Below are 24,389 nucleotides of genomic sequence, written 5' to 3' on the forward strand. Positions count from 1 at the left end.
CTGGGGCAGGCGCTCAGGTTCAGGCTTCCAGCGCGCTGGCCGGGCCGAAGAACTCGTAGTGGGATTGCTGCTCGGGCACCCCCAGTTCACGCAGGTGGCGCTTCACCTGGGCCATGAACGGCTTGGGCCCGAGGAAATAGGCATCCAGATCGCGATCTTCCGGCAGCCACTCGGCCAGCAAGTCGCGGCTGAGGAAACCTTCGGCGTGGCCGCCGTCGCCTTCACGCGGCTCGCTGTAGCAGAAGTAGTGCTTGAGCTGCGGATGCGCGTCGGACTGCGCCTCGACCCATTCGCGGAACGCATGCACGCCGCCGTGGCGGGCGCAGTGGATGAAATGCACGTCGCGGCCGGCCGCCAGCGCCGGCGTGAGCATCGCCAGCGCCGGGGTGATGCCCACGCCCGCGGTGATCAGGGCCAGGGGCTTGTCGCCGCCGCGCAGGACGAAATCGCCCGCTGGCGGGAACAGGTCCAGTTCATCGCCCACCTCCAGTCGATCATGCAGGTAGTTCGACACCTTGCCTTCCGGCTCGCGCTTCACGCTGATGCGGTACTCGCGGCCGTTGGGCGCATCGGACAGCGAGTAGGTGCGGCGCACCTCTTCCCCGTCGATGTTCAGCGACAGGCCGATGTACTGGCCGGGCTGGAAGTCCAGCAGCGCCTCGCCATCCAGCGGCTGGAAGTAGAACGAGGTGATTTCCTCGCTCTCCACGGCCTTGCGAGCAATGCGGAAGCGCCGCGCACCACGCCAGCCGCCACGCTGCTCGGCGTTGCTCTGGTACACCGACTCCTCGGCGCCAATGAGGATGTCGGCCAGTTGGCCATAGGCGGCGGCCCAGGCGTCGATCACCGCCTGGGTGGCGATCTCCTCGCCGAGCACCTCGCGGATCGCGCGCAGCAGGCACGTGCCGACGATGGGGTAATGTTCCGGCTGGATCTGCAGGGCCACATGCTTGTTGACGATCTTCGCCACCAGCGGGCCGAGCTGCTCCAGCTCGTCGATGTGACGGGCGTACATCAGCACGCCATTGGCCAGCGCGCGGGGCTGGTCGCCGGAGACCTGGTGCGCCTGATTGAACAACGGGCGAACCTCCGGGTACTCGCGGAGCATCATCCGGTAGAAGTGCTGGGTCAGGGCCTCTCCGCTGGTCTCCAGCAGCGGGACGGTGGCCTTGACCAGGGTGCGGTGTTCGTGGGACAGCATGGGGATCTCCTCGGGTTGGCCAGGCGGTGAGTGGGGCCGCCTGTGCGTTCTGCCAGAGGTATTTCAGAAAGCATGCCAAACAGCGGGGCCCGTATTTCCGGGCCTCGCGCGGAAATATGAGTCATAATGACCCTGAACGAAATTAGTCAAAACGACTCCACCGAGGTCAATATGACTCGTAATCCGTTGCTGCCCACCCTCCTCCCGCTGGTCGCCGATCTGTCCCGCGAACTGCCGGAAAGCGAACGCTATCGACGCCTGCTCGAAGCCTTGCGCAGCCTGCTACCTTGCGATGCCACCGCCCTGCTGCGCCTGGAAGGCGACCAACTGGTGCCGCTGGCCGTCGATGGCCTGAGCCCGGATACCCTCGGCCGCCGCTTCAAGATCAGCGAGCACCCGCGCCTACGCGCCCTCGTCGAACATCCCGGCCCCACGCATTTCGCCGCCGACTGCGGCCTGCCGGACCCGTACGACGGCCTGGTGGAAGGCCTCCACGGCCACCTGGAAGTGCATGACTGCCTGGGCTGCCCGCTGCTGGTCGACGAACAGGCCTGGGGCCTGCTGACCCTGGATGCGCTCGACCCGGAGCGTTTCTCCCCTGGTGACCTGGACAACCTGGAAGCCTTCGCCAGCCTGGCCGCGGCCACGGTAAAGGCCAGCCAGCGCATGTCCGACCTGGCCCGGCGTGCCGAACACGAGCAGCAGCGCGCCGATGCTTACCAGCGCGCGTCCGGCGACCAGCCCAGGGAGCTGATCGGCCAGAGCAAGGCGCACCAGGCGTTGCTGCATGAAATCCAGGTGGTCGCCGGCAGCGACCTGAGCGTGCTGATCACCGGGGAGACCGGCGTCGGCAAGGAACTGGTGGCGCAATCGATCCACGCCCATTCGCTGCGCCGCAGCCACCCGCTGATCAGCCTGAACTGCGCGGCGCTGCCGGAAACCCTGGTGGAAAGCGAGCTGTTCGGCCACGTCCGCGGGGCCTTCTCTGGCGCCGTGAGTGAACGCTGCGGCAAGTTCGAGCTGGCCGATGGCGGCACGCTGTTCCTCGATGAAGTGGGCGAACTGCCGCTGGCGATCCAGGCCAAGCTGCTGCGGGTGCTGCAGAGCGGCCAGTTGCAGCGCCTGGGCTCGGACCGCGAGCATCACGTGGATGTGCGCCTGATCGCCGCGACCAATCGCGACCTGGCCGACGAGGTTCGCGCCGGGCGCTTCCGCGCGGACCTGTATCACCGCCTGAGCGTCTACCCGCTGCGCGTGCCGCCCCTGCGCGAGCGCGGCAACGACGTCGTGCTGCTGGCCGGCTATTTCCTCGAGCAGAACCGCCCACGCCTCGGGCTGCGCAGCCTGCGCCTGACCCGTGAGGCCCAGGCGGCATTGGTCGACTATGCCTGGCCGGGCAATGTACGGGAACTGGAACACCTGATCGGCCGCGCCTCGCTCAAGGCCCTGGCCAATCACACGCAACGCTCGCGCATTCTCAGCCTCGGCGTCGAGGACCTGGCGTTGACGCAGGTGGAGAAGCCCATGAGCAGCGACACCCCGACGCCCGAACGCCCCAGTGGGGCAACCGAAGGCGGCGAGTTGCGCCCGGCCGTGGAAGCCTTTCAGCGGCGGATGATCAACCAGAGCCTGGAGCGTCATGCCGGCAACTGGGCTGCCGTGGCCCGGGAGATGGGCCTGGATCGCGCCAACCTCAACCGTCTGGCGAAGCGCCTGGCGATCAAATAGGCCCTGCCGAGTCTGCCAAGCGCGGGGGGAGGAGCGCTGGCAGGCTCGGAGGGACACTCTTTCCCAAACAGATCGGCAGGCTGCTCCTGCGGATCTGCCCAGGCCATTCTTACTCGCTGCGTACGCCGCGAATCACCAGCTCGACGCGGCGGTTCGGGGCGTTGCAGGCGATGCGCGCATTGCGCGAACCGCTGTTGCAGGTCACCACCGGTTCGCTGCTGCCACGGCCGCTGGCCCTCACCGCCTGGCTGTTGACGCCCAGGTCGAGCATGACGCGGCGGACCGTTTCGGCGCGGGCCTGGGACAGGCGCAGGTTGGAGCTGGCGCTGCCGATCGGGTCGGCATGGCCCACCACGTCGATGCTCTCGACGGTGCCGGCCTGGTGGCCGATCTGGTCGACGATCTTGCTCAGCTCGGCGCGGCCCTGCGGAGTGATGTCGTTGTAGGAGCTCTTGCCGAAGTTGAACAGCACGTCGCTGCGCAGGCTGATCTTGGTTTCGGTCTGGATCTGGCAGGGCACCACCGAACTGGCGCGGCTGATCACGTGGATCTGCTTGCGCAGGCCTTGCAGGCTGCGCTCGGCGTCCGCGCCGGTGTGTACGATCGGGGTGCTCTGGTTCGGCGCGATGGGCGCTTCCAGCACGTAGGTCTGGCCACCGTCGAGCTTCGCGAAGCTTTGCGGGTTGCGCTTGCCGGTGTACAGCGGCGCGTCGCCGATGTAGGACTCCACCGAGTGTTCGCCCGGAGCGACGCAGAAGGTGGTGTAGCCGCCGGGCATCAGGGCACTTTGCAACTGACCGTCGATGTAGACATGGGCGGCCTGCTGGCCGGCGTCGTTGCCGCGGAACATCACGATCTGCGACTGCTGCTTGACTACCGATTCCTTGTGGTAGGTCTCGCCGTAGATGTTCTGGTTGTCGCTGAAGGCAAGGCTCAACGGCGAATGCAGGCAGGCTGCAACGGCCAGCGCGGACAATGCCAGGGGCCACTGGCGCTTGGCTTTGGGGGAATTCATCGAAATCATGTGAACTGTTCTCTGGTTGGCTCCGCCGCTCGGGCGAAGCAGCATGAATAGGCGTCCGGATTCGAAGGCAGAGCCGGCCGGCCATCCTTGCGGATAAGCCGGCGGCCCTGGGGGCGATTCGGGGGCGGGACGTGCCCGCCCCCTCGCCGCTTGTCAAACGACGGTACTGGTCACGGCCTGCTTGATCAGGACTTCGGCATCCAGCGTGCTGTAGCTGTAGACCTGGTAGGTCGCCCCACCGATGCTGGTAGTGCCGGCGCTCTGCCAGGTGCCGACCGCGGCACCGTGGTCGTGCAGACCGTAGAGCTCCACCTTGTCCCCGGCATCGCCATCCACCAACACCTGGACCTTGCCGTCCTTCTGGAACATGTCGGTTTCGCCCAAGTGCAGCACGTCGTTGAGCGAAAGCTTCAGCGTGTTGTTGCCGGTGCCGGTGATATCGAACTTCTCGATGCTGCTGATCTTGGCCGCGCCGCTGTCGCCGGTGAGCGAACGCAGGTCCAGGACCTGGTTGGCGCCGGTCAGCTTCAACGTGTCCACGCCTGCGCTGCCGAAGATATGCGCCGTGTCCTGGAGGAAGTAGGCCGTGGGATCAATGGACATCGAGATCACACCGTTCGACACCGACGCTTGGGAAACCTCGGACGAGATACTGGTGACATACATGCCCGACTGGTCCCCCGTAATCTCGATACGCCCAATGACGTTGCCATTGGCTTCGTAACTGAACGACTGGATGTCGTAGGTCCCGATGGTGTTGGTCATCGTGACCGTATCCAGCAGGCTACCCGAAGTGTCGTATACCTTGAGCACCCCGCTGTTACCGGCAGTAGCTTCAATGCCGGTCACGTTCACTTCGATGCTGGACCGGGCCGTGTCGAAGGTGACCACCGCCGTCTTGGCACTGTCCACGAACATCGACCCCAGCATGGCGTTCACCCACACCGATCCCGCTGCGGTCTGGCTTGCCGCACCGCTGATGGTGAAACCACCCTCGGTGCTGTGATAGCCCGCCAGCGACGCGCCGCTCTTGAAGGTGTTGTTGGCGAAACTTTGCGCGTAGTCCTGCATGCTGTAACTGATGACCCGATCGTCGAAGTAGGTTTCCCAGTTGTGATCCAGCAGGTTCTGCCCCGTGACGGCCTCTGGCGCCAGTACCGTGGTGAAGTTGTCGATCAGCGCACCCCATGCATCACTCCAGATCACCACCTTGCCAATGCTCAAGCCCTCCGGCGCGGTGTAGTTGATCTGCTCGGCACTGGTCTTGGTTGCGGCGCTGTTGGTGCAGTTACGCTCGAAGATGAGATTGCCGTTGGTGTCGTACACCTGCAGCTTGGAGTAGTTGCCTGGCTCGTTCTCCACCCCCCACATGTCGTAGGAGAAATACTTCACTGGTTGGTCGAAGGTGAAAGCGGCCCACTGGGTTCCCATGCTGCTTGCGCTGTTGGCGCCGATGTACAAATACGGCCCGCTAGGCATCGGCACAGTGCTCGTATTGTTCACCGTCACAGTACCCTTGGAGGTAATGGTGAAATGACCCTCCGGGCAGTAGAAGCTGCCTGATTTACCGACCAGGTTGGTGAAGGTCTCGGTATAGCCTGGAGCGTAATGAATCTGGTTGAACTTGATCGAGTCGAGACGAATTCCCGCACCGCCAAGATCGACGCCATCGCTGTAGATCATGACCTTGCCGATATCGGCTGACGTCGGAGCGGTGAAGCTGTACAGCGTCGATGCAGCCTTACCTCCGGTACCATCGGCCAGCGCCATGGTGTCCGACAGGATATTGCCGGCCGTGTCGTACACCACCACTCGCGACCCACCGGCGGTGTTCTGCAAACCGCTGATATTGACGGAGAAGCTGCTGACCGGCGTCGTGAAGTTGACCTGGGCGTAGCTCGTCGATGGGCCAGCCAGGTTCAAGCCGGCGTTGGCGTAAGTGCTCGCCGCACCAATGGAAAGCGTGTTGTTGGAGGTAACGGTGAAGCCGCCCGCTTTATAGGTTCCATCCGCGCTGATAGCTCGCAGCATCCCGTCCTGAGCCAGGGTGCTCCACCCTTCGCCACGCATCTGGAAGATATCGCTGGGGCCACTCATCTGCCCTTCGGCGGTGACGATCTGTGCCGTTACCGCGAAGCTGAACGTGGTGCCTTGCAGCAGGGTTTGCTGCGCCGGCACCTTCGCCGTGACCGTGCCCGCTGCGATGTCCGCGGCGGTGAGCACCTGGTCATAGGTGGTGTCGCCCCAGATGATGTGCAAGGTGTCGCCTGCCTTGGCAAGCGTACCCGCCAGCGAAACCTGGACGTCGCTGCCATCAGCTGCTTTGGCCTGCGTGTAAGAACCCACGCCATCGGGAATACCGATGATGGTCGGCCCATTCCCCTTGTCTGCCAGGTAGGTGACGGTCTGCGTGGCAATGTCCGACTGGACCTGGCCGTTATCGACAATGCGTGCCTGGATGGTCCAATCACCCGTGTGCATCGAGGTATCGACGGTCACCCAGTTCAAGCCACTGGTGACGGCATCCGTCCAGGTCGTGCCGTTATACGACACCTGGACCTTCTGGGTACCGGTCAGCGCCTGCTGGAGAGTCCCGTAAACGCCCCGCCCCGCCGAACCATCCGCGGTGATGAAGTCGGTGGAGTGCGCCAGATCGATCGCCGTGTCCTTGCTCATGCTGGTGATCGTCACGCCGTTGAGCATGACATCGTAGGCATGGGATGCGGTGATGTTGCCCGCGTTGCCGGCCGCGTCGTGCGCCACCAGGGTGGCATCGATGCTGTGGGTCGTCTCGTCCACCAGCTTGCTGCCAGGGACGTCCACGCTCCAGGTGCCGTCCGCCGCTACCGCCGCGGAATAGCTGGTGCCAGCGAGCTTGAAGCTGACCACGTCCCCCACCGTGAACTCGCCAACGACTTTGCCGCTGATGGTTTGTGGTGACTGGGCCTCCAGGGCGTTGAGAATGTTGTCGCTGGTGACGTTGTTGATGGTCAGTTGCGTGGTGTCGGGCGTCGGCGGAACGATATCCACCGAGTAGCCATGTGTCACGGTCACGGTGTTGGCGTTCCCCGCCGCGTCATGACCGATGACCGTGGCGACGATCTGGTGGGCGGCATCGTCCACCAGGTCACTGCCCGGCACGGCAACGCTCCAGCTGCCATCCGCCGCAACGCTGGCGCTGTAGTCGTGGCCATTGAGGGTGAAGGTGACCTTGTCCCCTTGCAGGTAAGTGCCACCCACCTTGCCGCTGATGGTCTGGCTCTCCTTGGATTCGACCAGGTTGACGACGTCGTCGCCGGCCACGGTGTCGATGGTCAGCGTGGTGGTGCCGGAGTCCGTCACCACGGTGTAGGCACGATCTGCCACGATGCTGCCAAGGTTGCCAGCAGCGTCATGGGCCATCAGCACGGCGTGGATGTTGGTTTCCTTGGCGAGGTCCGAGCCCGCCACCGACACGCTCCAGTCGCCCGTGGCACTAACCTTGGCGCTGTAGGTCGTGCCATTGAGGACGAAACTCACCACGTCATTGGGCATGAACTCGCCCGTTACCTTGCCACTGATGGTTTGTGGTTGTTGCGCCTCTTCCTTGTTGACAATGTCGTCACCAGCAATGACGTTGATGGCCAGCTTGGTGGTGCTGTCATCCGGCGGAGACAGGTCCACCGTATACGGGTGGTTCGCTGTCACGCTGGAACTGTTGCCAGCCACATCGTGTGCCACCAGAGTGGCGTCGATGCTGGTGCCCTTGGCCAGATCGGTGCCCGACACCTGCACGCTCCACTCGCCCGTGGCGTTGACCGCCGCACTGTAGGCGGTGCCGTTGAGGGTGAAGGTCACCAGATCGCCCGCCAGGAACTCACCACCGGCCTTGCCGCTGATGGTCTGGTTGGTCATGGCTTCGGAGGCGTTGACGATGTCGTCGCCGGCCACCACGTTGATGGTCAGCGTGGCTACCGGGTCGATGACGTCGACACTGTACGGACGGGTCGCCGTGACCGTGGCTTCGTTGCCCGCGGCATCATGGGCGATGAGGGTCGCATCGATGCTGCTGCCCTTGGCCAGGTCGGAACCGGCCACCTGCACGCTCCAGCTACCGGTCGCGCTGACAGCGGCGCTGTAGGCGGTGCCGTTGAGCGTGAAGCTCACCACATCGCCGGTCACGAACTCGCCACCGACCTTGCCGCTGATGGTTTGGAGCTGCTGCGACTCGGCCTTGTTGACAATGTCGTCCCCTGCCACCACGTTGATGGTCAGGGTCGCCACCGGCGGCGCCAGGTCGACGCTGTACGGACGGGTGCCGTGGACATCGGTGGCGTTGCCGGCCGAGTCATGCGCCACCAGGGTCGCATTGATGCTGCTGCCCTTGGCCAGGTCGCTACCGGCTACCTGTACGCTCCAGTTGCCCGAACCGTCGACCGTCGTGCTGTACACAGTACCGTTCAGCGTGAAGCTGACAATATCGCCGGCGAGGAACTGCCCCGTTGCCTTGCCGCTGATGGACTGGGCCTGCTGGGACTCGGCGATGTTGACCACGTCGTCGCCTGCCACGGCATTGATGACCAAGCCGGCCACCGGCGGCGTGATTTCCACCGTGTACGGATGGCTGGCCGTGACAGTGGCTTCGTTGCCGGCGGCGTCGTGCGCCACCAGCGTGGCGTCGATGCTGTTGGCCTTGGCCAGGTCGCCGCCGGCCACCTGCACGCTCCAGTCGCCGGCGGCATTCACCGTGGCTTTGTAGTCGGTGCCATTGAGGGCGAAGCTGACAACGTCACCCACCATGAACTCGCCGCTGACCTTGCCGCTGATGGTCTGCGGGGTCTGCGATTCGGCATAGTTGAGGATGTCGTCGCCGGCCACTACGTTGATGGTCAGAATGGCCACTGGCGGGGTGGTGTCCACGGTGTAGGCGCGATCCGCCACGACGCTGGCGACGTTGCCAGCCGTGTCATGAGCCTCCAGGGTGGCGTGGATGTTGGTTTCCTTCGCCAGGTCGGCGCCCGAGACGGTGACGCTCCAGTTGCCGGTGGAATCCACCGCCGCACTGTAGGTCGTGCCGTTGAGGGTGAACTTCACCAGGTCGCCCTTGATGAACTCGCCGCCAGCACGACCACTGATGGTCTGCGGGCTCGCGGCTTCCATCGAGTTGACCACGTCGTCGCCGGCCACCACGTTGATGGTCAATGTGGCCGCGGGCGGCGTGATGTCGACGCTATAGAGGTGGCTGGCCGTGACGCTGGCGCTGTTGCCGGCGACGTTGGTCGCCACCAGGGTGGCATCGATGCGGTGGGCCGGGTCGGCCACCAGCTCCGAACCTGGAACGTTGATGCTCCACTTGCCCTGGGCGTCGAGGGTGCCGCTGTAGCTGACGCCATTGACCACGAGGGTGACCACGTCACCAGCACGGCCACCGGTGGAACCACCGGTGACGGCCTGGTCGACCTTGGATTCCTCGAGGTTGACGATGTCATCCCCGGCGACGATGTTGATGTACAGCGAGGCCACCGGCGGAGTGACGTTCACGGTGTAAGGGTGGTCCGCCACGACGTTGGCGCTGTTACCCGCCGCATCATGGGCCACCAGGGTGGCGTGGATGTTGGTTTCCTGGGCGAGGTCCGCACCGGCGACCACCAAGCTCCACTTGCCATCCGCCGCTACCGCTGCGCTGTAGGTGGTGCCGTTCAAGGTGAAGCTGACCACGTCATTGGCCATGAACTCGCCCGAGGCCTTGCCGCTGATGGTCTGTGGCTTGGTCGATTCATCAGTGTTGAGAATGTTGTCACTGGTGACGTCATCAATGCTCAACGTCGCCACCGGCGGCACGGTATCGACGGTATAGGCGCGGTCGGCGCTGACGCTGTTGAGGTTGCCGGCGTCATCGTGGGCTACCAGGGTGGCGTGGATGTTGGTTTCTGCCGCCAGGTCGGAACCTGCTACGTCGACCTTCCAGGTGCCATCGGCACTCACACTGGCGCTGTAGACATGGCCATTGAGGGTAAAGCTGACCAGGTCACCGACGGTGAAACCGCCCGCGCCTACGGCCTTGCCGCTGATGGTCTGGCTCTCCTTGGATTCAGCCAGGTTCACCACATCGTCGCCAGCGATGGTGTCGATGCTCAGGGTGACAGCGAGCGGGTTGATGATCACCTGGTAGGCGTGATCCGCGGTGATGGGTGCGACGTTGCCGGCGGCATCGTGAGCCATCAGGGTCGCGTGGATGTTGGTTTCCTTGGCCAGGTCGGAACCGGCCACCGACACACTCCAATCCCCGGTGGCGTTGACCTTGGCGCTGTAGGTGGTGCCGTTGAGGGTGAAGCTCACCACGTCACCGGTCTGGAACTCACCGACGGCCTTGCCACTGATGGTTTGTGGCGACTTGGCTTCCGCCGCGTTGAGGATGTTGTCGCTGGTGACGTTGTTGATGGTCAGCTGCGTCGTGTCCGGCGATGGCGGAACGATATCCACCGAGTAGCCATGTGTCACGGTCACGGTGTTGGCGTTACCCGCCGCGTCATGCCCGATGACCGTGGCGACGATCTGGTGGGCAGCGTCATCCACCAGGTCGCTGCCCGGCACGGCAACGCTCCAGCTGCCGTCAGCCGCAACGCTGGCACTGTAGTCATGGCCGTTGAGGGTGAAGGTGACCTTGTCCCCTTGCAGGTAAGTGCCGCCCACCTTGCCGCTGATGGTCTGGCTTTCCTTGGATTCGACCAGGTTGACGACGTCGTCGCCAGCCACGGTGTCGATGGTCAGCGTGGTGTTACCGGAGTCCGTCACCACGGTGTAGGCACGATCTGCCACGATGCTGCCGAGGTTGCCGGCAGCGTCATGGGCCATCAGCACGGCGTGGATGTTGGTTTCCTTGGCGAGGTCCGAGCCCGCCACCGATACGCTCCAGTCGCCCGTGGCATTGACCTTGGCGCTGTAGGTCGTGCCATTTAGGACGAAGCTCACCACGTCGTCGGGCATGAACTCGCCCGTCACCTTGCCACTGATGGTTTGCGGCTGCTGGGACTCTTCCTTGTTGACGATATCGTCGCCAGCAATCACGTCGATGGTGAGGGTTGCCACCGGCGGAGTGGTGTCCACGGAATAGGCGCGGTCGGCTATGACGCTGGCTACGTTGCCTGCCGCGTCGTGGGCTTCCAGCGTGGCGTGGATATTGGTTTCCTTGGCCAGGTCGGTGCCCGACACCTGCACGCTCCACTCGCCCGTGGCGTTGACCGCCGCGCTGTAGGCCGTGCCGTTGAGGGTGAAGGTCACCAGATCGCCCGCCAGGAATTCGCCACCGGCCTTGCCGCTGATGGTCTGGTTGGTCATGGCTTCGGAGGCGTTGACGATGTCGTCGCCCGCCACCACGTTGATGGTCAGCGTGGCTACCGGATCGATGACGTCGACACTGTACGGACGGGTCGCCGTGACCGTGGCTTCGTTGCCTGCGGCATCGTGGGCGATAAGGGGCGCGTCGATGCTGCTGCCCTTGGCCAGGTCGGAACCGGCCACGGAAACGCTCCAGCTACCGGTCGCGCTGACAGCGGCGCTGTAGGCGGTGCCGTTGAGCGTGAAGCTCACCACATCGCCGGTCACGAACTCGCCACCCACCTTGCCGCTGATGGTTTGGGGCTGCTGCGACTCGGCCTTGTTGACAATGTCGTCCCCTGCCACCACGTTGATGGTCAGGGTCGCCACCGGCGGGGCCAGGTCGACGCTGTACGGACGGGTGCCAAGGACGTCAGTGGCGTTGCCGGCCGAGTCATGCGCCACCAGGGTCGCATTGATGCTGCTGCCCTTGGCCAGGTCGCTGCCCGACACCTGCACGTTCCACTCACCCGCGGCATCGACCGCGGCGCTGTAGACCGTGCCGTTGAGGGTGAAGCTGACGATATCGCCGGCGAGGAACTGCCCCGTTGCCTTGCCACTGATGGTCTGGGCCTGCTGGGACTCGGCGATGTTGACCACGTCGTCGCCCGCCACGGCATTGATGACCAAGCCGGCCACCGGCGGCGTGATTTCCACCGTGTACGGATGGCTGGCCGTGACAGTGGCTTCGTTGCCGGCGGCGTCGTGCGCCACCAGCGTGGCGTCGATGCTGTTGGCCTTGGCCAGGTCGCCGCCGGCCACCTGCACGCTCCAGTCGCCGGCGGCATTCACCGTGGCTTTGTAGTCGGTGCCATTGAGGGCGAAGCTGACAACGTCACCCACCATGAACTCGCCGCTGACCTTGCCGCTGATGGTCTGCGGGGTCTGCGATTCGGCATAGTTGAGGATGTCGTCGCCGGCCACTACGTTGATGGTCAGAATGGCCACTGGCGGGGTGGTGTCCACGGTGTAGGCGCGATCCGCCACGACGCTGGCGACGTTGCCAGCCGTGTCATGAGCCTCCAGGGTGGCGTGGATGTTGGTTTCCTTCGCCAGGTCGGCGCCCGAGACGGTGACGCTCCAGTTGCCGGTGGAATCCACCGCCGCACTGTAGGTCGTGCCGTTGAGGGTGAACTTCACCAGGTCGCCCTTGATGAACTCGCCGCCAGCACGACCACTGATGGTCTGCGGGCTCGCGGCTTCCATCGAGTTGACCACGTCGTCGCCGGCCACCACGTTGATGGTCAATGTGGCCGCGGGCGGCGTGATGTCGACGCTATAGAGGTGGCTGGCCGTGACGCTGGCGCTGTTGCCGGCGACGTTGGTCGCCACCAGGGTGGCATCGATGCGGTGGGCCGGGTCGGCCACCAGCTCCGAACCTGGAACGTTGATGCTCCACTTGCCCTGAGCATCGATGGTGCCGCTGTAGCTGACGCCATTGACCACGAGGGTGACCACGTCACCAGCACGGCCACCGGTGGAACCACCGGTGATGGCCTGGTTGACCTTGGATTCCTCGAGGTTGACGATGTCGTCGCCGGCCACGATGTTGATGTACAGCGAAGCCACCGGCGGATTGGGGCTCACGGTATACGGGTGGTCCGCCACGACGTTGGCGCTGTTACCCGCCGCATCATGGGCCACCAGGGTGGCGTGAATGTTGGTTTCCGCCGCCAGATCAGCGCCGGCGACCACCACGCTCCACTTGCCATCCGCCGCTACCGCTGCGCTGTACGGGGTGCCATTGAGCTTGAAGCTGACGATATCGCCGACCAGGAACTCACCACTCGCCTTGCCACTGATGGTTTGCGGGGTGGTCGCTTCCGCCGCGTTGACGATGTCGTCGCCAGCCACGATGTCGATAGTCAGTGTCGCCACGGGCGGCACGGTATCGACGGTATAGGCACGGTCGGCGCTGACGCTGTTGAGGTTGCCGGCGTCATCGTGGGCCACCAGTGTGGCGTGGATGTTGGTCTCCGCGGCCAGGTCCGAGCCGGCCACAGAAACGCTCCAGTCCCCGGTAGCGCCGACCTTGGCACTGTAGGTGGTGCCATTAAGGGTAAAGCTGACCAGGTCGCCGACGGTGAAACCACCCGCGCCGACCACTTTGCCGCTGATGGTCTGGTTTTCCTTGGACTCAGCCAGGTTCACCACATCGTCGCCGGCGATGGTGTCGATGCTCAGGGTGACGGCAGTCGGATCGATCTGCACCGTATAGGCATGGTCGGCAGTGATCGGCCCGACGTTGCCGGCGGCATCATGAGCCATCAGGGTCGCGTGGATGTTGGTTTCCTTGGCCAGGTCGGAACCGGCCACGGAAACGCTCCAATCCCCGCTGGCAGCGACCTTGGCGCTGTAGGCGGTACCGTTGAGGGTGAAGCTCACCACGTCACCGGTCTGGAACTCACCGACGGCCTTGCCGCTGATGGTTTGTGGCGACTTGGCTTCCGCTGCGTTGAGGATGTTGTCGCTGGTGACGTTGTTGATGGTCAACTGCGTCGTGTCGGGCCTCGGCGGATCAATATCGACCGAGTAGCCATGGACGACAGTGACAGTGTTGGCATTACCCGCCGCGTCATGCCCGATGACCGTGGCGACGATCTGGTGAGCGGCGTCATCCACCAGGTCACTGCCCGGCACGGCAACGCTCCAGCTGCCATCCGCCGCAACGCTGGCACTGTAGTCATGGCCGTTGAGGGTGAAGGTCACCTTGTCCCCTTCCAGGTAAGTGCCGCCCACCTTGCCGCTGATGGTCTGGCTTTCCTTGGATTCGACCAGGTTGACGACGTCGTCACCGGCCACGGTGTCGATGGTCAGCGTGGTAGTCCCTGAGTCGGTCTGCACGCTGTAGGGGTGGTTGGCGGTGAACTTGGCCTCGTTGCCAGCCTGGTCGTGCGCCACCAGCGTAGCGACGATGCTGTGGGTGCTGTCGGCAACCAGCGCGCTACCCGGAACGCTGACGCTCCAGGTACCGTCGGCGGCAACCTTGGCGGTGTAGGTCGTGCCGTCGAGCTTGAAGCTGACGATGTCGCCCACGGTGAACTCGCCAGTGACCTTGCCGCTGATGGGCTGGTCCTCCTTGGCCTCGATGGCATTGACGATGTCGTCTCCAGCGACGGTGTCGATGGTCAGCGTCGCCACGGGCGGCACGAAGTCCACGTTGAGGTGGAAGTCATTGGAAGTGCTGGAGTTGCCTGCCTTGTCGTACGAATCCGCACTGAAGGTGTAGGCCGTCTCCGGGTTGCCGATCAGGCTATAGGCCGCGGTCGGCTTGATCTGCCAGTTGCCGCTCGCATCGACGATGGTCGAACCGATTTCGGTGCGTTTGCCTCCGTCATGGATTTCGAACAGGTGGATCACCGAGCCGGCTTCGCCGGTGCCGTGGAATACCGGGTTCGGATCGTCGGTGTAGCCGTTGTCGAGGATATGACCGGTGATGGTGCCCACGGTGTCGTCGGCGTAGTCAATGGTCGGCTTGACTGGCGCAGTCACATCGACATTGAGGTTGTACGGCGAGACCTTGTCGCTCCAGTTACCGGCCGGGTCCTGCGCGCGCACGGTCAGGGTGTGCGGACCTTCAGCCAGGGTCGAGGCATCCAGTACCCAGTTACCGCTAGTGTCGGCGGTGGTGCTGCCGACCAGGGTGTTGGTGTTGTCGTACACCTCCACCAGGCTGCCCGCCTTGGCCTTGCCATGGACCTCCGGCGTGGTGTCGTTGGTGTAGCCGTCACGGGGGATGGCCACCAGCGTTGTACCTTCGTCGTTGTACACGCCGGTGATGCTTGGCGCGTTCGGGTCGATGTCGGTATCGAAGGCGATGTGGTTGCTCGGCCCCCCCTGGTTGCCGGCGAGGTCAGTCACGGTGATCGAGAAATCGTGCGGGCCCTGCGGCGCAGGAACGTCCACCGACCAGGTGCCGTCAGGCTTGACTACGGTCGAGCCGATAGGCTTGTCGCCGTCGTAGACGGTGACCACGTAGCCCGCAGGCTGCAACTGACCGTCGGTGTTGCGCACCGTCGGCAGGTCGTCGTCGGTGGTGTCGCCATTGTGGATCGGCCCGGTCTTGCTACCGACATCGTCGATGATTTCCCACTGATCCGGTGTCGGCGACGGCGGCGCAACGGTGTCGACGAAGAAGTTGTACGGACCCGCCTTGGTGCTTTCCATGCCCGCGTCGTTCACCGCGACAGCGTAGATGTTGTACTCGCCGTCAGGGCTGCCCACCGGCAGGTTGAGGTGCCAAAGGCCCTTCTCGTCAGCATCCGCGGTGCCCAGGTATTGCTCGCCGTTGTAGACCTTGACGTGAACGCCCGGCTCGGCGGTGCCCTTGATCAACGCGGTGTTGTCATTGGTGTAGCCGCCCGGCTGGACGTTCAGGTTCGGAGTCACGTCGTCGTTCCACACTTCCTGGATCGTCGGCTGCGCCGGCGCCTCGGTCAGGACGGTGAAGTCACGCTCGTTACTCGGGTCGCTGACGTTGCCAGCCACGTCGATGGCCTTGGCGATCAGCTTGACATCACCCGACAGCGGGTACTTGTACTGATCGCTGGTCAACGTCCAGTTGCCATTCGCATCGGTCGTGGTGCGGCCGATTTCGACGTACTTGCCACTGGCGATGTTGTAGACCACCAGGGTCAGGTTGGCTTCGGCCGAGGTACCTGACACCACCGGCTTGCGGTCGTCGGTGGGGGTCGTCGAGGAGATCTCGCCAGTCACGTCGCCTACGTTGTCGATGACGTGCACGATCACCGGCGCGACCGGCGCGGTGAAGTCCAGGGTGATCCTGTAATCATCGGAAGGAACGCTGGTATTGCCCGCCTCGTCGGTCGCCGTGACGTGGAATGTGTGTTCGCCTTCGCCAAGCGAGGTGACCGGAGTGAAACTCCAGGTGCCATCGGACAGCGCTTTGGTGCTGCCCAGCAACTCGCTGCCATCGTAGACCTTGACGATCGAGTCGGCTTCCGCCTTGCCCGAAAGCGTCGGGTTGGGATCGTCCGTCACACCGCCATTGGCCACCGGGCCCTGGATCGGGCCCACGTCGTCATAAACGGAATCGATGCTCGGCTTGGCCGGTGCAGTGATATCGAGGATGAAGCTGAAGGTCGACGGGGCGCTGACATTCCCGGCCTTGTCGGTCGCCGTAGCCTTGAGGGTGTGCTCACCTTCAACCAGATCCTTGGTCGGAGTGAAGGTCCAGTTCCCATTGCTGTCGACAGTCGTGGTGCCCAGCAGGGTGTCGTCATCATAGAGCGTGACGATGCTGCCAGCCTTGCCGGTACCGTGGATTTCCGGCCGTTTTTCATCGGTGTAGCCGCCCGGGGCGATATCGCCGGTAATCGGACCAGTGTTATCGAGCACATGGGTGATCTGCACGAGCACCTTGGACGTGTCGACGATCACGAACAATTGGTTGCCTTGGCCGCTGCTATTGCCGGCCTTGTCCAGGACCTGGGTGCTGAACTGGTGGTCGCCATCGACCAGCGGCGTGGTGGGAATGAACGACCATTTGCCGTCCGCACCGACGTCGGCTTCGCCCAGCAGCTTGCCATTGTCGTAAAGAATGACCTTGCCGTTGGGCTCGGCATCACCGGTAAAGACCGGACGGTTGTCATCGGTGGTGTCGTTGTTATGCAGCGGGCCGGTCACGTCGCCGACGTTGTCGGTCACCACCAGGGTGGTATTGGCCGGTGCGCTGGTGTCCACGATCAACGGCCACTCGCCCGTCGCCGCGCTCTCGATACCCACACTGTTGGTAGCGGTGGCGGTCACCTTGTGCAGGCCGTCGGCCAGCACGCTGGTGGTAATGGTCCACTCGCCATTGTTATCGGCCGTGCCGCTGCCAATCACCAGGCCGTTGGTGTCGTACAGCTTGACCAGCGAGCCCGCTTGCGCGGTGCCGCGGAAGGTCGGCTGGTTGTCATCGGTGACGTCCCCCTTCTGCAGGAAGCCCTGGTAGGGGCCGACGTCGTCGTAGACGCTGACAATGGTCGGAACATCCGGCGCACCGGTGATCAGGGTGATGGTGTAGGGCTTGCTGGTGCTGTCGTTGCCGGCCGGGTCGACCTCGATGGCGGTCAACTCGTTGCTGCCGTTGTTCAGTGGCAGTTCCGGCTTGAGCGACCAGGTGCCGTCGGCACCGACGGTGGCGCTGCCAATCGCGTGGTTGCCGGTGCTGTCCTTGGTGTAGACGACGATGGTATCGCCGGCGGTACCGGTACCGCTGATCACCGGATGGGAATCATCGGTCTTGCCGCCATTTTCGATATTGCCGGTGATGTCACCGACGTTGTCGAGCACGCCGGTGATGGCCAGCCTCGAAGGGTCCGGCGGCGTGGTATCGATGGTCAGGTCCAGCGTGCCCGGCTGGCTGGTGTTGCCGGCGGCGTCGGTGGCCGTGGCGTCGATGTGCACCGGACCTTCCGGCAGTGGCTTGGTCGGGGTGACCGACCAGTTGCCGCTGGCATCGGCGGTGGTGGTGAGGACTTCGCCGGTTTCCTTGATCGTGACGGTTACCGTGGATTTCGGCTCGGCGGTGCCATCGATGGTCGGCTTGGTGACGTTGGTGACGTTGTCACCCTTCACGCCCGAGTCGGAGGCGTCGTCCAGCCACACCTTCGGCGCATCGGGCGGCGTGGTGTCGATGGTCAGCGGCAGGTCCTTGGGCTGGCTGGTGTTGCCGGCCTTGTCGGTGGCGGTGACTTCGATGTCCACCGGGCCATCGGGGATCGGCTGTTTCGGCGTTACCGACCAGTCGCCGTTGTCGTCGGCGATGGTCTTGATGACTTCACCGGTCGGCTGGATGGTGACGGTCACCGCGGCGCCCGGCTCGGTCTTGCCGTCGATCTTCGGCGTGTTGTCGTTGGTGATGCCATCGCCCTTGACGCCCGAATCGGACGCCGGGTCGAGCCAGGCCTGAGGAACATCCGGAGCGATGGTGTCGATGATCGCCGGCAGTACCGTGGTGCCGGTGTTACCCGCCGGGTCCTGCTCGGTGACGATGATATCGACCGGGCCCTCGGGAATCGGGTCTTTCGGCGTCACCGACCAGTTGCCGCTCGGGTCCACGGTGGTAGAGGCCTTCTCGCCGGTCGGGAATACCACGGTGATGGTGTCACCCGGATCGCCGGTACCGGTGACGGTCGGGGTATTGCTGGGCGAATACAGGTCGCCGCCGTTCTCCACACCACCTTCGATGGTCGCGACCGGGTCAGCGGGCGGCACGGTGTCCACGGTGAAGTCCAGCACATCCACGGGCGGGCTCGGCTTCTTGCCCGGCTCGACCTGGATCGCGGTGACATCGTGGTCGCCATCGGGCAGGCCGGTGGTCGGGGTGAAGGACCAGGTACCGTCCTTGTCGACGACCGTGCTGCCGATCTCGGTGCCATTGTCGATGATGTGGATCACCGCCCCCGGCACGCCGCCACCGGTGATGGTCGGGTTCGCGTCGTCCGTCACGTCGCCATTGGCCAACTGGCCCTGGATCGGGCCGACGTCGTCAATCACCTTGATATTGGTCGGGCCCGCGCTGGTGGGCGTTTCGTGGTGACCACCGCCTCCGTGGTGGCTGGCAGCGGCCGCCACGGCACCCACGCCCGCCAGGCCCAGCAGCCATGGCCACAGCACAAAGCCCGCGGCCTCATCGAAACTCGACGCCAGGTAGGCGGCGCCGTCGCCCAGCGACTCGCCGCCCAGGGCGATGGGGGCGGACTCACCATCATTCATCAGCAACTGGCCGTAGAAGCCCTCGCCGTCCGTGCGCACGTACGCGTAGAGCTGGCCGTCTTCGGCCACGCCGTAGAGTTGGCTGTCCATCCCGTCGGCGAAGAAGTCCTGGATGGTCAGGTCGGGCTTTTCGCTGCCTTCGAAGAAGACCTTGAGGTCTTTGCCGTCGCGCTGGACGGTGACGTTCTCCGGAGACACATCGCTGCCGATCACCTGAAGAAGGTACTTGGTGCCTGCCGCTGCCTTGATCTTGCCCCCGCCCTTGACGGCGACCTTCTTCGCTGCGTTCTCGGTGACCGCCACCAGACCGATATTCTCAATTGCCATAAAAAGGCCCACCTCAAGAGTAAAAAATCGAGGTAGCCAGATTAAGATTTGCGGCGCACGCGAGAGGATAGGACCGCCCTGACATGGCACAGGCCCTTTGCGGTAAAGAATGTCGGACGCGTCTGAACGCCGGAACTTTCCCAGGACAAACGCGCTAGCTCGACAGAAAGGTCGCTGCCACCCATAAGCGCTTTTACCGGGCGAGCCTGGGAATCGTTAACCCGCGCTCCCGAACCGTCCCCTCACAACAGACGATCTATCGTCGGACGAATGAAGGAACGTTCCCGAAACAAGGTAGAATTGGCCGAATTCCGGTCGGCTGGGATTAACCGGTCAAACCGAATCAACGCCACGGCACCCTGATGGGCATGCCAAGCACGCCCCTCCGCACCCTGCGATCATCCGCAAGCCACGTTTCCCTGATCTAAAGGCACACCATTGGAACTGTTCAAAGAGTTCACCTTCGAATCCGCCCACCGCCTGCCCCACGTGCCCGCCGGGCACCAGTGCGGCCGCCTGCACGGCCACTCGTTCCGGGCCGCCATCTACATCGAGGGTGAGGTCGACCCGCATACCGGCTGGATCCGCGATTTCGCTGAGATCAAGCAGATTTTCAAGCCGATCTACGATCAGCTCGACCACAACTACCTGAACGATATTCCCGGCCTGGAAAACCCCACCAGCGAGAACCTCTGCCGCTGGATCTGGCAACAGCTCAAGCCGCTGCTGCCGGAGCTGTCCAAGGTGCGCGTGCACGAGACCTGCACCAGCGGTTGCGAGTACCGCGGGGACTGATTCGGTTCCGCCATTGCTGCAGGCCCGCGTCGGGGCGTGGGGCGCGCTCCTGCACCTGACTGCGTGTCAGCTGTCGCAGGAATACGCGGCGTCAGGTGCACGCCGGCGCTGCCGGCGGATCGCGGGCATGGCCCGCTCCTACAGGTTGGTTCCGGAGTTTCCGGCGCGCCGGCAGGCAGCTAGAACAGCCCCATCTGCCGGTCGATCAGCGCGCTGAAGTCGTCGTCCACGAAGGGCAGGATGGCATCGGCAATCGGCTGCAATTGGCGGCTGACGTAATGGTCGTAGTCGATGGGTGAGCTGAGCGTTTCCAGCGGCTCCGGGCCGTTGACCGTGATCACGTAGCTGATCCAGCCACCGCGCTGGTACTGGCGTGGACGACCCTGGCGCTCGTTGTAGTCGTCGGCGATGCGGGCGGCGCGCACATGGGGCGGCACGTTGCGTTCGTAATCGCCCAGTTGCCGGCGCAGCCGCTTGCGGAAGATCAGCAACTCGTCCTGCTCGCCGGCCAGGGTGCGGTTCACGTAGTCGCGCACGAAGTCACGGTACGGTTGGCGCTGGAAAATGCGCAGGTACAGCTCCTGCTGGAACTGCTGTGCCAGCGGCGACCAGTCGGTGCGCACGGTTTCCAGGCCCTTGAAGACCATCTCGTCGCTGCCATCGGCGCGCCGCACCAGGCCGGCATAGCGTTTCTTGCTGCCCTCTTCCGCGCCGCGGATGGTAGGCATCAAAAAGCGCCGGAAGTGCCGCTCGAACTGGATTTCCAGCGCGCTGTCCAGCCCGTATTCCTGGCGCAGATGCTCGGCCCACCACTGGTTGATGTGGCGCACCAGCGCGCGGCCGATATCGGCCGCCTCGTCCTCACCGTGGGCGCTGCCCAGCCAGACGAAGGTGGAATCGGTATCGCCGTAGATCACCCGATGGCCCTGGGCTTCGATCAGCTCGCGGGTGCGGCGCATGATCTCGTGGCCGCGCATGGTGATGGACGAGGCCAGGCGCGGGTCGAAGAAGCGGCAGCCGCTGGAACCGAGCACGCCGTAGAAGGCGTTCATGATGATCTTCAGCGCCTGGGACAGCGGCGCGTTGCCGTCACGCTTGGCCGCCTCGCGGCCCTGCCAGACGCGCTCGACGATGGCCGGCAGGCAATGCTGGGTGCGGGAAAAACGCCCGCCGCGAAAGCCCGGAACAGAGGCTGCGTCGGACGGATCGCTCAAGCCTTCGACCAGGCCCACCGGGTCGATCAGGAAGGTGCGGATGATCGACGGGTACAGGCTCTTGTAGTCCAGCACCAGCACCGACTCGTACAGCCCCGGCCGCGAATCCATGACGAAGCCGCCGGGGCTGGCCTCCGGCGCCTTGCCGCCCAGGTTCGGCGCAACATAGCCCAGCCGGTGCATCGGCGGCAGGTACAGGTGGGTGAAGGCCGCCACCGAGCCGCCGCTGCGGTCCGCCGGAAGCCCCGTAACGCTGGCGCGCTCGAGGAGGAAGTCGAGGATGCGGGTCTTCTCGAAGATGCGCGTGACCAGTTCGCAGTCCTTGAGGTTGTATTTCGCCAGCGCCGGCTTGTCCTCGGCGAAGCGACGGTCGATCTCGGCCATGCGGTCGTAGGGGTTGTCGATGGACTTGCCCTCGCCCAGCAGTTGCTGCGAGACGCTCTCCAGGCTGAACGAGGGGAAGCTCCAGAACGCCGAGCGCAGCGCCTCGATGCCATCGATAATCAGCCGTCCTGCCGCCGCCGCGAAGTAGTGATTGCTCGACGCGTGCTGCCGCCAGCCCATCTCGTCACCGCCCCGCCCCAGTCGCAGCGGGATATCCAGGCGCTTGGCGTGGTCCTGCAGCACACGCAGGTCGAACTGCACCAGGTTCCAGCCGATGATGGCGTCGGGGTCGTGCTCGGCCAGCCACTGGTTCAGGCGCTCCAGCAGTTGCCCGCGACTGTCGCAATACTCCAGATCGAAATCGCGCTCGCCATCGACGCCATTGGCCGGGCCGAGCATGTACACCTGGCGCTGGCCGCAGCCCTCCAGGGCGATGGAATACAGGTCGCCGCGGATATTCGTTTCGATGTCCAGCGAGGCCAGTTTCAGCGTCGGCCGGTAGTCCGGCGCCGGGCGCAGTTGCGCCGAGGCGATGCTGCCGCCCTCCCCCGGCTCGCCGCTGAAGCTGACCGGCGCGGTGATGAAACGCTCCATCAGGTAGCGCTCGGGCGGACGGATGTCGGCTTCGAACACCTCGACCCCGGCCTCGCGCAGCTTCTTCTCCAGGTTCATCAACTGGCGATGCTGCTGGCAATACAGGCCCAGCACCGGCCGTTGCTGGAAATCGCGCAGGCCCAGCGGGCGCAGCTGCGCGCCACGCTCGCCGGCCAGCAGCTTCTCGGCGCGGGCGCGTTGCTCGGCGGGCACGAAGGCCACCGACGTCTGCGGCGGCAGCAGTACATGCCGGGGCCCCTCGTCGGTGGCCAGCCAGAAGCCCACCTCGGTGCCTTCGGGCGTATCCCGCCAATGTCGGGTCAGGACGAAACCCTGCCTTGCCTCCACGCTCTAACCACCCGTCTGTCGAATCAGAACGTCATTCTACCGGTCCGCCCGCGGATTCGTTGCAAGGCGTGTAAATCCGACCGATGCGTTTGACGCACGCCCCGCGTCTGCCCAAGCTAGCGGGCTTTCGTTTGCCTGCCAGGACTCGCCCGTGACCGATTCGTCCCGCCGGACCCGCCCTCTCCTCGCCACCCTGTGTTTCGCCAGCCTGCTCTCCGGCTGCGGCCTGTTCGGCAAAAAGCCCGAAGAAGCCCAGGCCCCCACCTACGCCAAGGCCGCCTGGTCGGACCTGCCCAGGACCGCCGACAGCGATGTGCTGCAAGGCTTCAGCGCTTGGCGCTCGGCCTGCGCGGTGCGCCTGAAGAAGGATGAGATCTGGGCCGCGACCTGCGCCGACGCCGCCAGCGTGCCGGCCTCCGCCCCGGCGATCCGCCAGTTCATGCAGGCCCGCCTGCAGCCCTACCAGCTGCGCGCAGGCAGTGGCAGCAAGACCGGGCTGATCACCGGTTACTACGAACCGGTCTACCGCGGCAGCGAAGAGCGCGACGCCCAGCACACCGTGCCGGTCTACGGCGTCCCCAAGGACCTGATCACAGTCGCTCTGGACAGCGTCTACCCCGAGCTCAAGGGCAAGCGCCTGCGCGGCAAGCTCGAAGGCAACACCCTGGTGCCCTACGCCGATGCGGCCGGCATCCGCCGCGACGGCGTCAATGCGCCGGTGCTGGCTTGGCTGCCGGACCCGATGGACCTGCAGTTCCTGCAGATCCAGGGCTCCGGCCGCGTACAGCTCGCCAACGGCCGCCAACTGCGCCTCGGCTACGCCGACCAGAACGGCCGTCCGTACAAGCCGGTGGGCCGCTGGCTGGTGGAACAGGGCGAGCTGAGCAAGGAGGAAGTCAGCATGGCGCGCATCCGCGACTGGGCCCGCGCGCATCCGCAGCGCGTCGACGAACTGCTGGCGAGCAACCCCAGCTACGTATTCTTCAGCCAGCGCCCGGACAGCAACGAAGGCCCCCGCGGCTCGCTGAACGTGCCGCTGACCCCCGGCTACAGCGTGGCCATCGACCGCAAGGTGATCCCCCTGGGCAGCCTCATGTGGCTCGCCACCACCCGCCCGAACGGCGCGCCGGTGGTGCGTCCGGTAGCCGCCCAGGACACCGGCGGCGCCATCGTCGGCGAAGTGCGTGCAGACCTGTTCTGGGGTACCGGCGACGCCGCTGGCGAGCTGGCCGGGCACATGAAGCAGGATGGCCAGCTGTGGCTGCTGTGGCCAAAGGACAAGGCCCTGCCGGGCGCATGAGCCTACAGATAGCCGAGTAGGAATACAGAGGATTTTCCTACTCAGCCTACAGAGCTCCCTGAATCACCGGCAGCCCCGCGCCGGGGAAGATGGTCAGCAACACCAGGCGCTGCCTGGTTTCACTGACCCTCACCTCGCACGCGGTGCTCGCCATGAAGAAACAGCAGCCTCCCCTCCGCTCGCAACGCCACCATCGGGACTTCCCGCTGAACTGCGACCTGCTCTGCTGGGTCGGCGCCATCGCCCTGGTCCTGCTGTTCTTCGGCGTCGATCAGCATTTCGCGGCGAGCCACTCCGGTCCTCCGGCGATCGAGCAACAACGGGTCATTCCGCAGCACGTTTATCCGCCTGAGGTCCAGGCGCTGCCGGCGGCGAAACCCAGCCGCCCCTGATCGC

General features: G+C 64.7%; 9 protein-coding genes. 5 read left to right on the forward strand and 4 right to left on the reverse strand.

The window, feature by feature from the left end; all coding sequences use genetic code 11:
• Positions 1-19 precede the first annotated feature (19 nt).
• Positions 20-1,201 (reverse strand): NO-inducible flavohemoprotein, encoded by a 1,182-nt coding sequence (gene hmpA, locus N0B71_RS23155; RefSeq protein ID WP_259755142.1) that lies wholly within the window; start codon positions 1,199-1,201, stop codon positions 20-22.
• A 171-nt stretch (positions 1,202-1,372) separates the two neighbouring features.
• Between hmpA and norR the strand changes: the two genes are divergently transcribed.
• Positions 1,373-2,929 carry a nitric oxide reductase transcriptional regulator NorR gene (gene norR, locus N0B71_RS23160; protein WP_259755143.1) on the forward strand — a complete coding sequence of 519 codons (1,557 nt, stop codon included), beginning with the start codon at positions 1,373-1,375 and terminating at the stop codon, positions 2,927-2,929.
• 109 nt (positions 2,930-3,038) lie between these two features.
• On the opposite strand, the gene N0B71_RS23165 is transcribed toward norR, so the two are convergent.
• Both N0B71_RS23165 and N0B71_RS23170 read right to left on the reverse strand, forming a co-directional pair.
• Complete coding sequence (locus N0B71_RS23165) at positions 3,039-3,944, reverse strand: OmpA family protein (RefSeq protein ID WP_259755144.1); 906 nt, start codon at positions 3,942-3,944, stop codon at positions 3,039-3,041.
• 162 nt (positions 3,945-4,106) lie between these two features.
• Positions 4,107-19,358: an Ig-like domain-containing protein gene (locus N0B71_RS23170; protein ID WP_259755145.1), complete on the reverse strand. Its 15,252-nt coding sequence runs from the start codon at positions 19,356-19,358 to the stop codon at positions 4,107-4,109.
• A gap of 254 nt (positions 19,359-19,612) precedes the next feature.
• On the opposite strand from N0B71_RS23170, the gene N0B71_RS28325 reads away from it, so the two are divergent.
• Complete coding sequence (locus N0B71_RS28325) at positions 19,613-19,687, forward strand: hypothetical protein (protein WP_442964693.1); 75 nt, start codon at positions 19,613-19,615, stop codon at positions 19,685-19,687.
• A 109-nt stretch (positions 19,688-19,796) separates the two neighbouring features.
• The gene (gene queD / locus N0B71_RS23175; RefSeq protein WP_017516521.1) at positions 19,797-20,153 is read left to right on the forward strand and encodes a 6-carboxytetrahydropterin synthase QueD; all 357 of its coding nucleotides are present in this window, start codon (positions 19,797-19,799) and stop codon (positions 20,151-20,153) included.
• Positions 20,154-20,332: 179 nt separating this feature from the next.
• Here queD and N0B71_RS23180 read toward each other — a convergent pair whose 3' ends face one another.
• Complete coding sequence (locus tag N0B71_RS23180) at positions 20,333-22,693, reverse strand: DNA polymerase II (protein ID WP_259755148.1); 2,361 nt, start codon at positions 22,691-22,693, stop codon at positions 20,333-20,335.
• A gap of 151 nt (positions 22,694-22,844) precedes the next feature.
• Between N0B71_RS23180 and mltA the strand changes: the two genes are divergently transcribed.
• The gene (mltA, locus tag N0B71_RS23185; protein WP_259755150.1) at positions 22,845-23,993 is read left to right on the forward strand and encodes a murein transglycosylase A; all 1,149 of its coding nucleotides are present in this window, start codon (positions 22,845-22,847) and stop codon (positions 23,991-23,993) included.
• A gap of 89 nt (positions 23,994-24,082) precedes the next feature.
• Positions 24,083-24,385 carry a hypothetical protein gene (locus N0B71_RS23190; protein ID WP_259755151.1) on the forward strand — a complete coding sequence of 101 codons (303 nt, stop codon included), beginning with the start codon at positions 24,083-24,085 and terminating at the stop codon, positions 24,383-24,385.
• Positions 24,386-24,389 lie beyond the last annotated feature (4 nt).

Source organism: Pseudomonas sp. GCEP-101 (assembly GCF_025133575.1).
Taxonomy (GTDB): Bacteria; Pseudomonadota; Gammaproteobacteria; order Pseudomonadales; family Pseudomonadaceae; genus Pseudomonas; species Pseudomonas nitroreducens_B.

Bases quoted from the DNA above. Each gene is read 5' to 3' on its own strand.
- N0B71_RS23165 (WP_259755144.1), bottom strand. From the start codon at position 3,944: ATGAATTCCCCCAAAGCCAAGCGCCAGTGGCCCCTGGCATTGTCCGCG.
- N0B71_RS23190 (WP_259755151.1), top strand. From the start codon at position 24,083: ATGGTCAGCAACACCAGGCGCTGCCTGGTTTCACTGACCCTCACCTCG.
- norR (WP_259755143.1), top strand. From the start codon at position 1,373: ATGACTCGTAATCCGTTGCTGCCCACCCTCCTCCCGCTGGTCGCCGAT.
- N0B71_RS23170 (WP_259755145.1), bottom strand. From the start codon at position 19,358: ATGGCAATTGAGAATATCGGTCTGGTGGCGGTCACCGAGAACGCAGCG.
- hmpA (WP_259755142.1), bottom strand. From the start codon at position 1,201: ATGCTGTCCCACGAACACCGCACCCTGGTCAAGGCCACCGTCCCGCTG.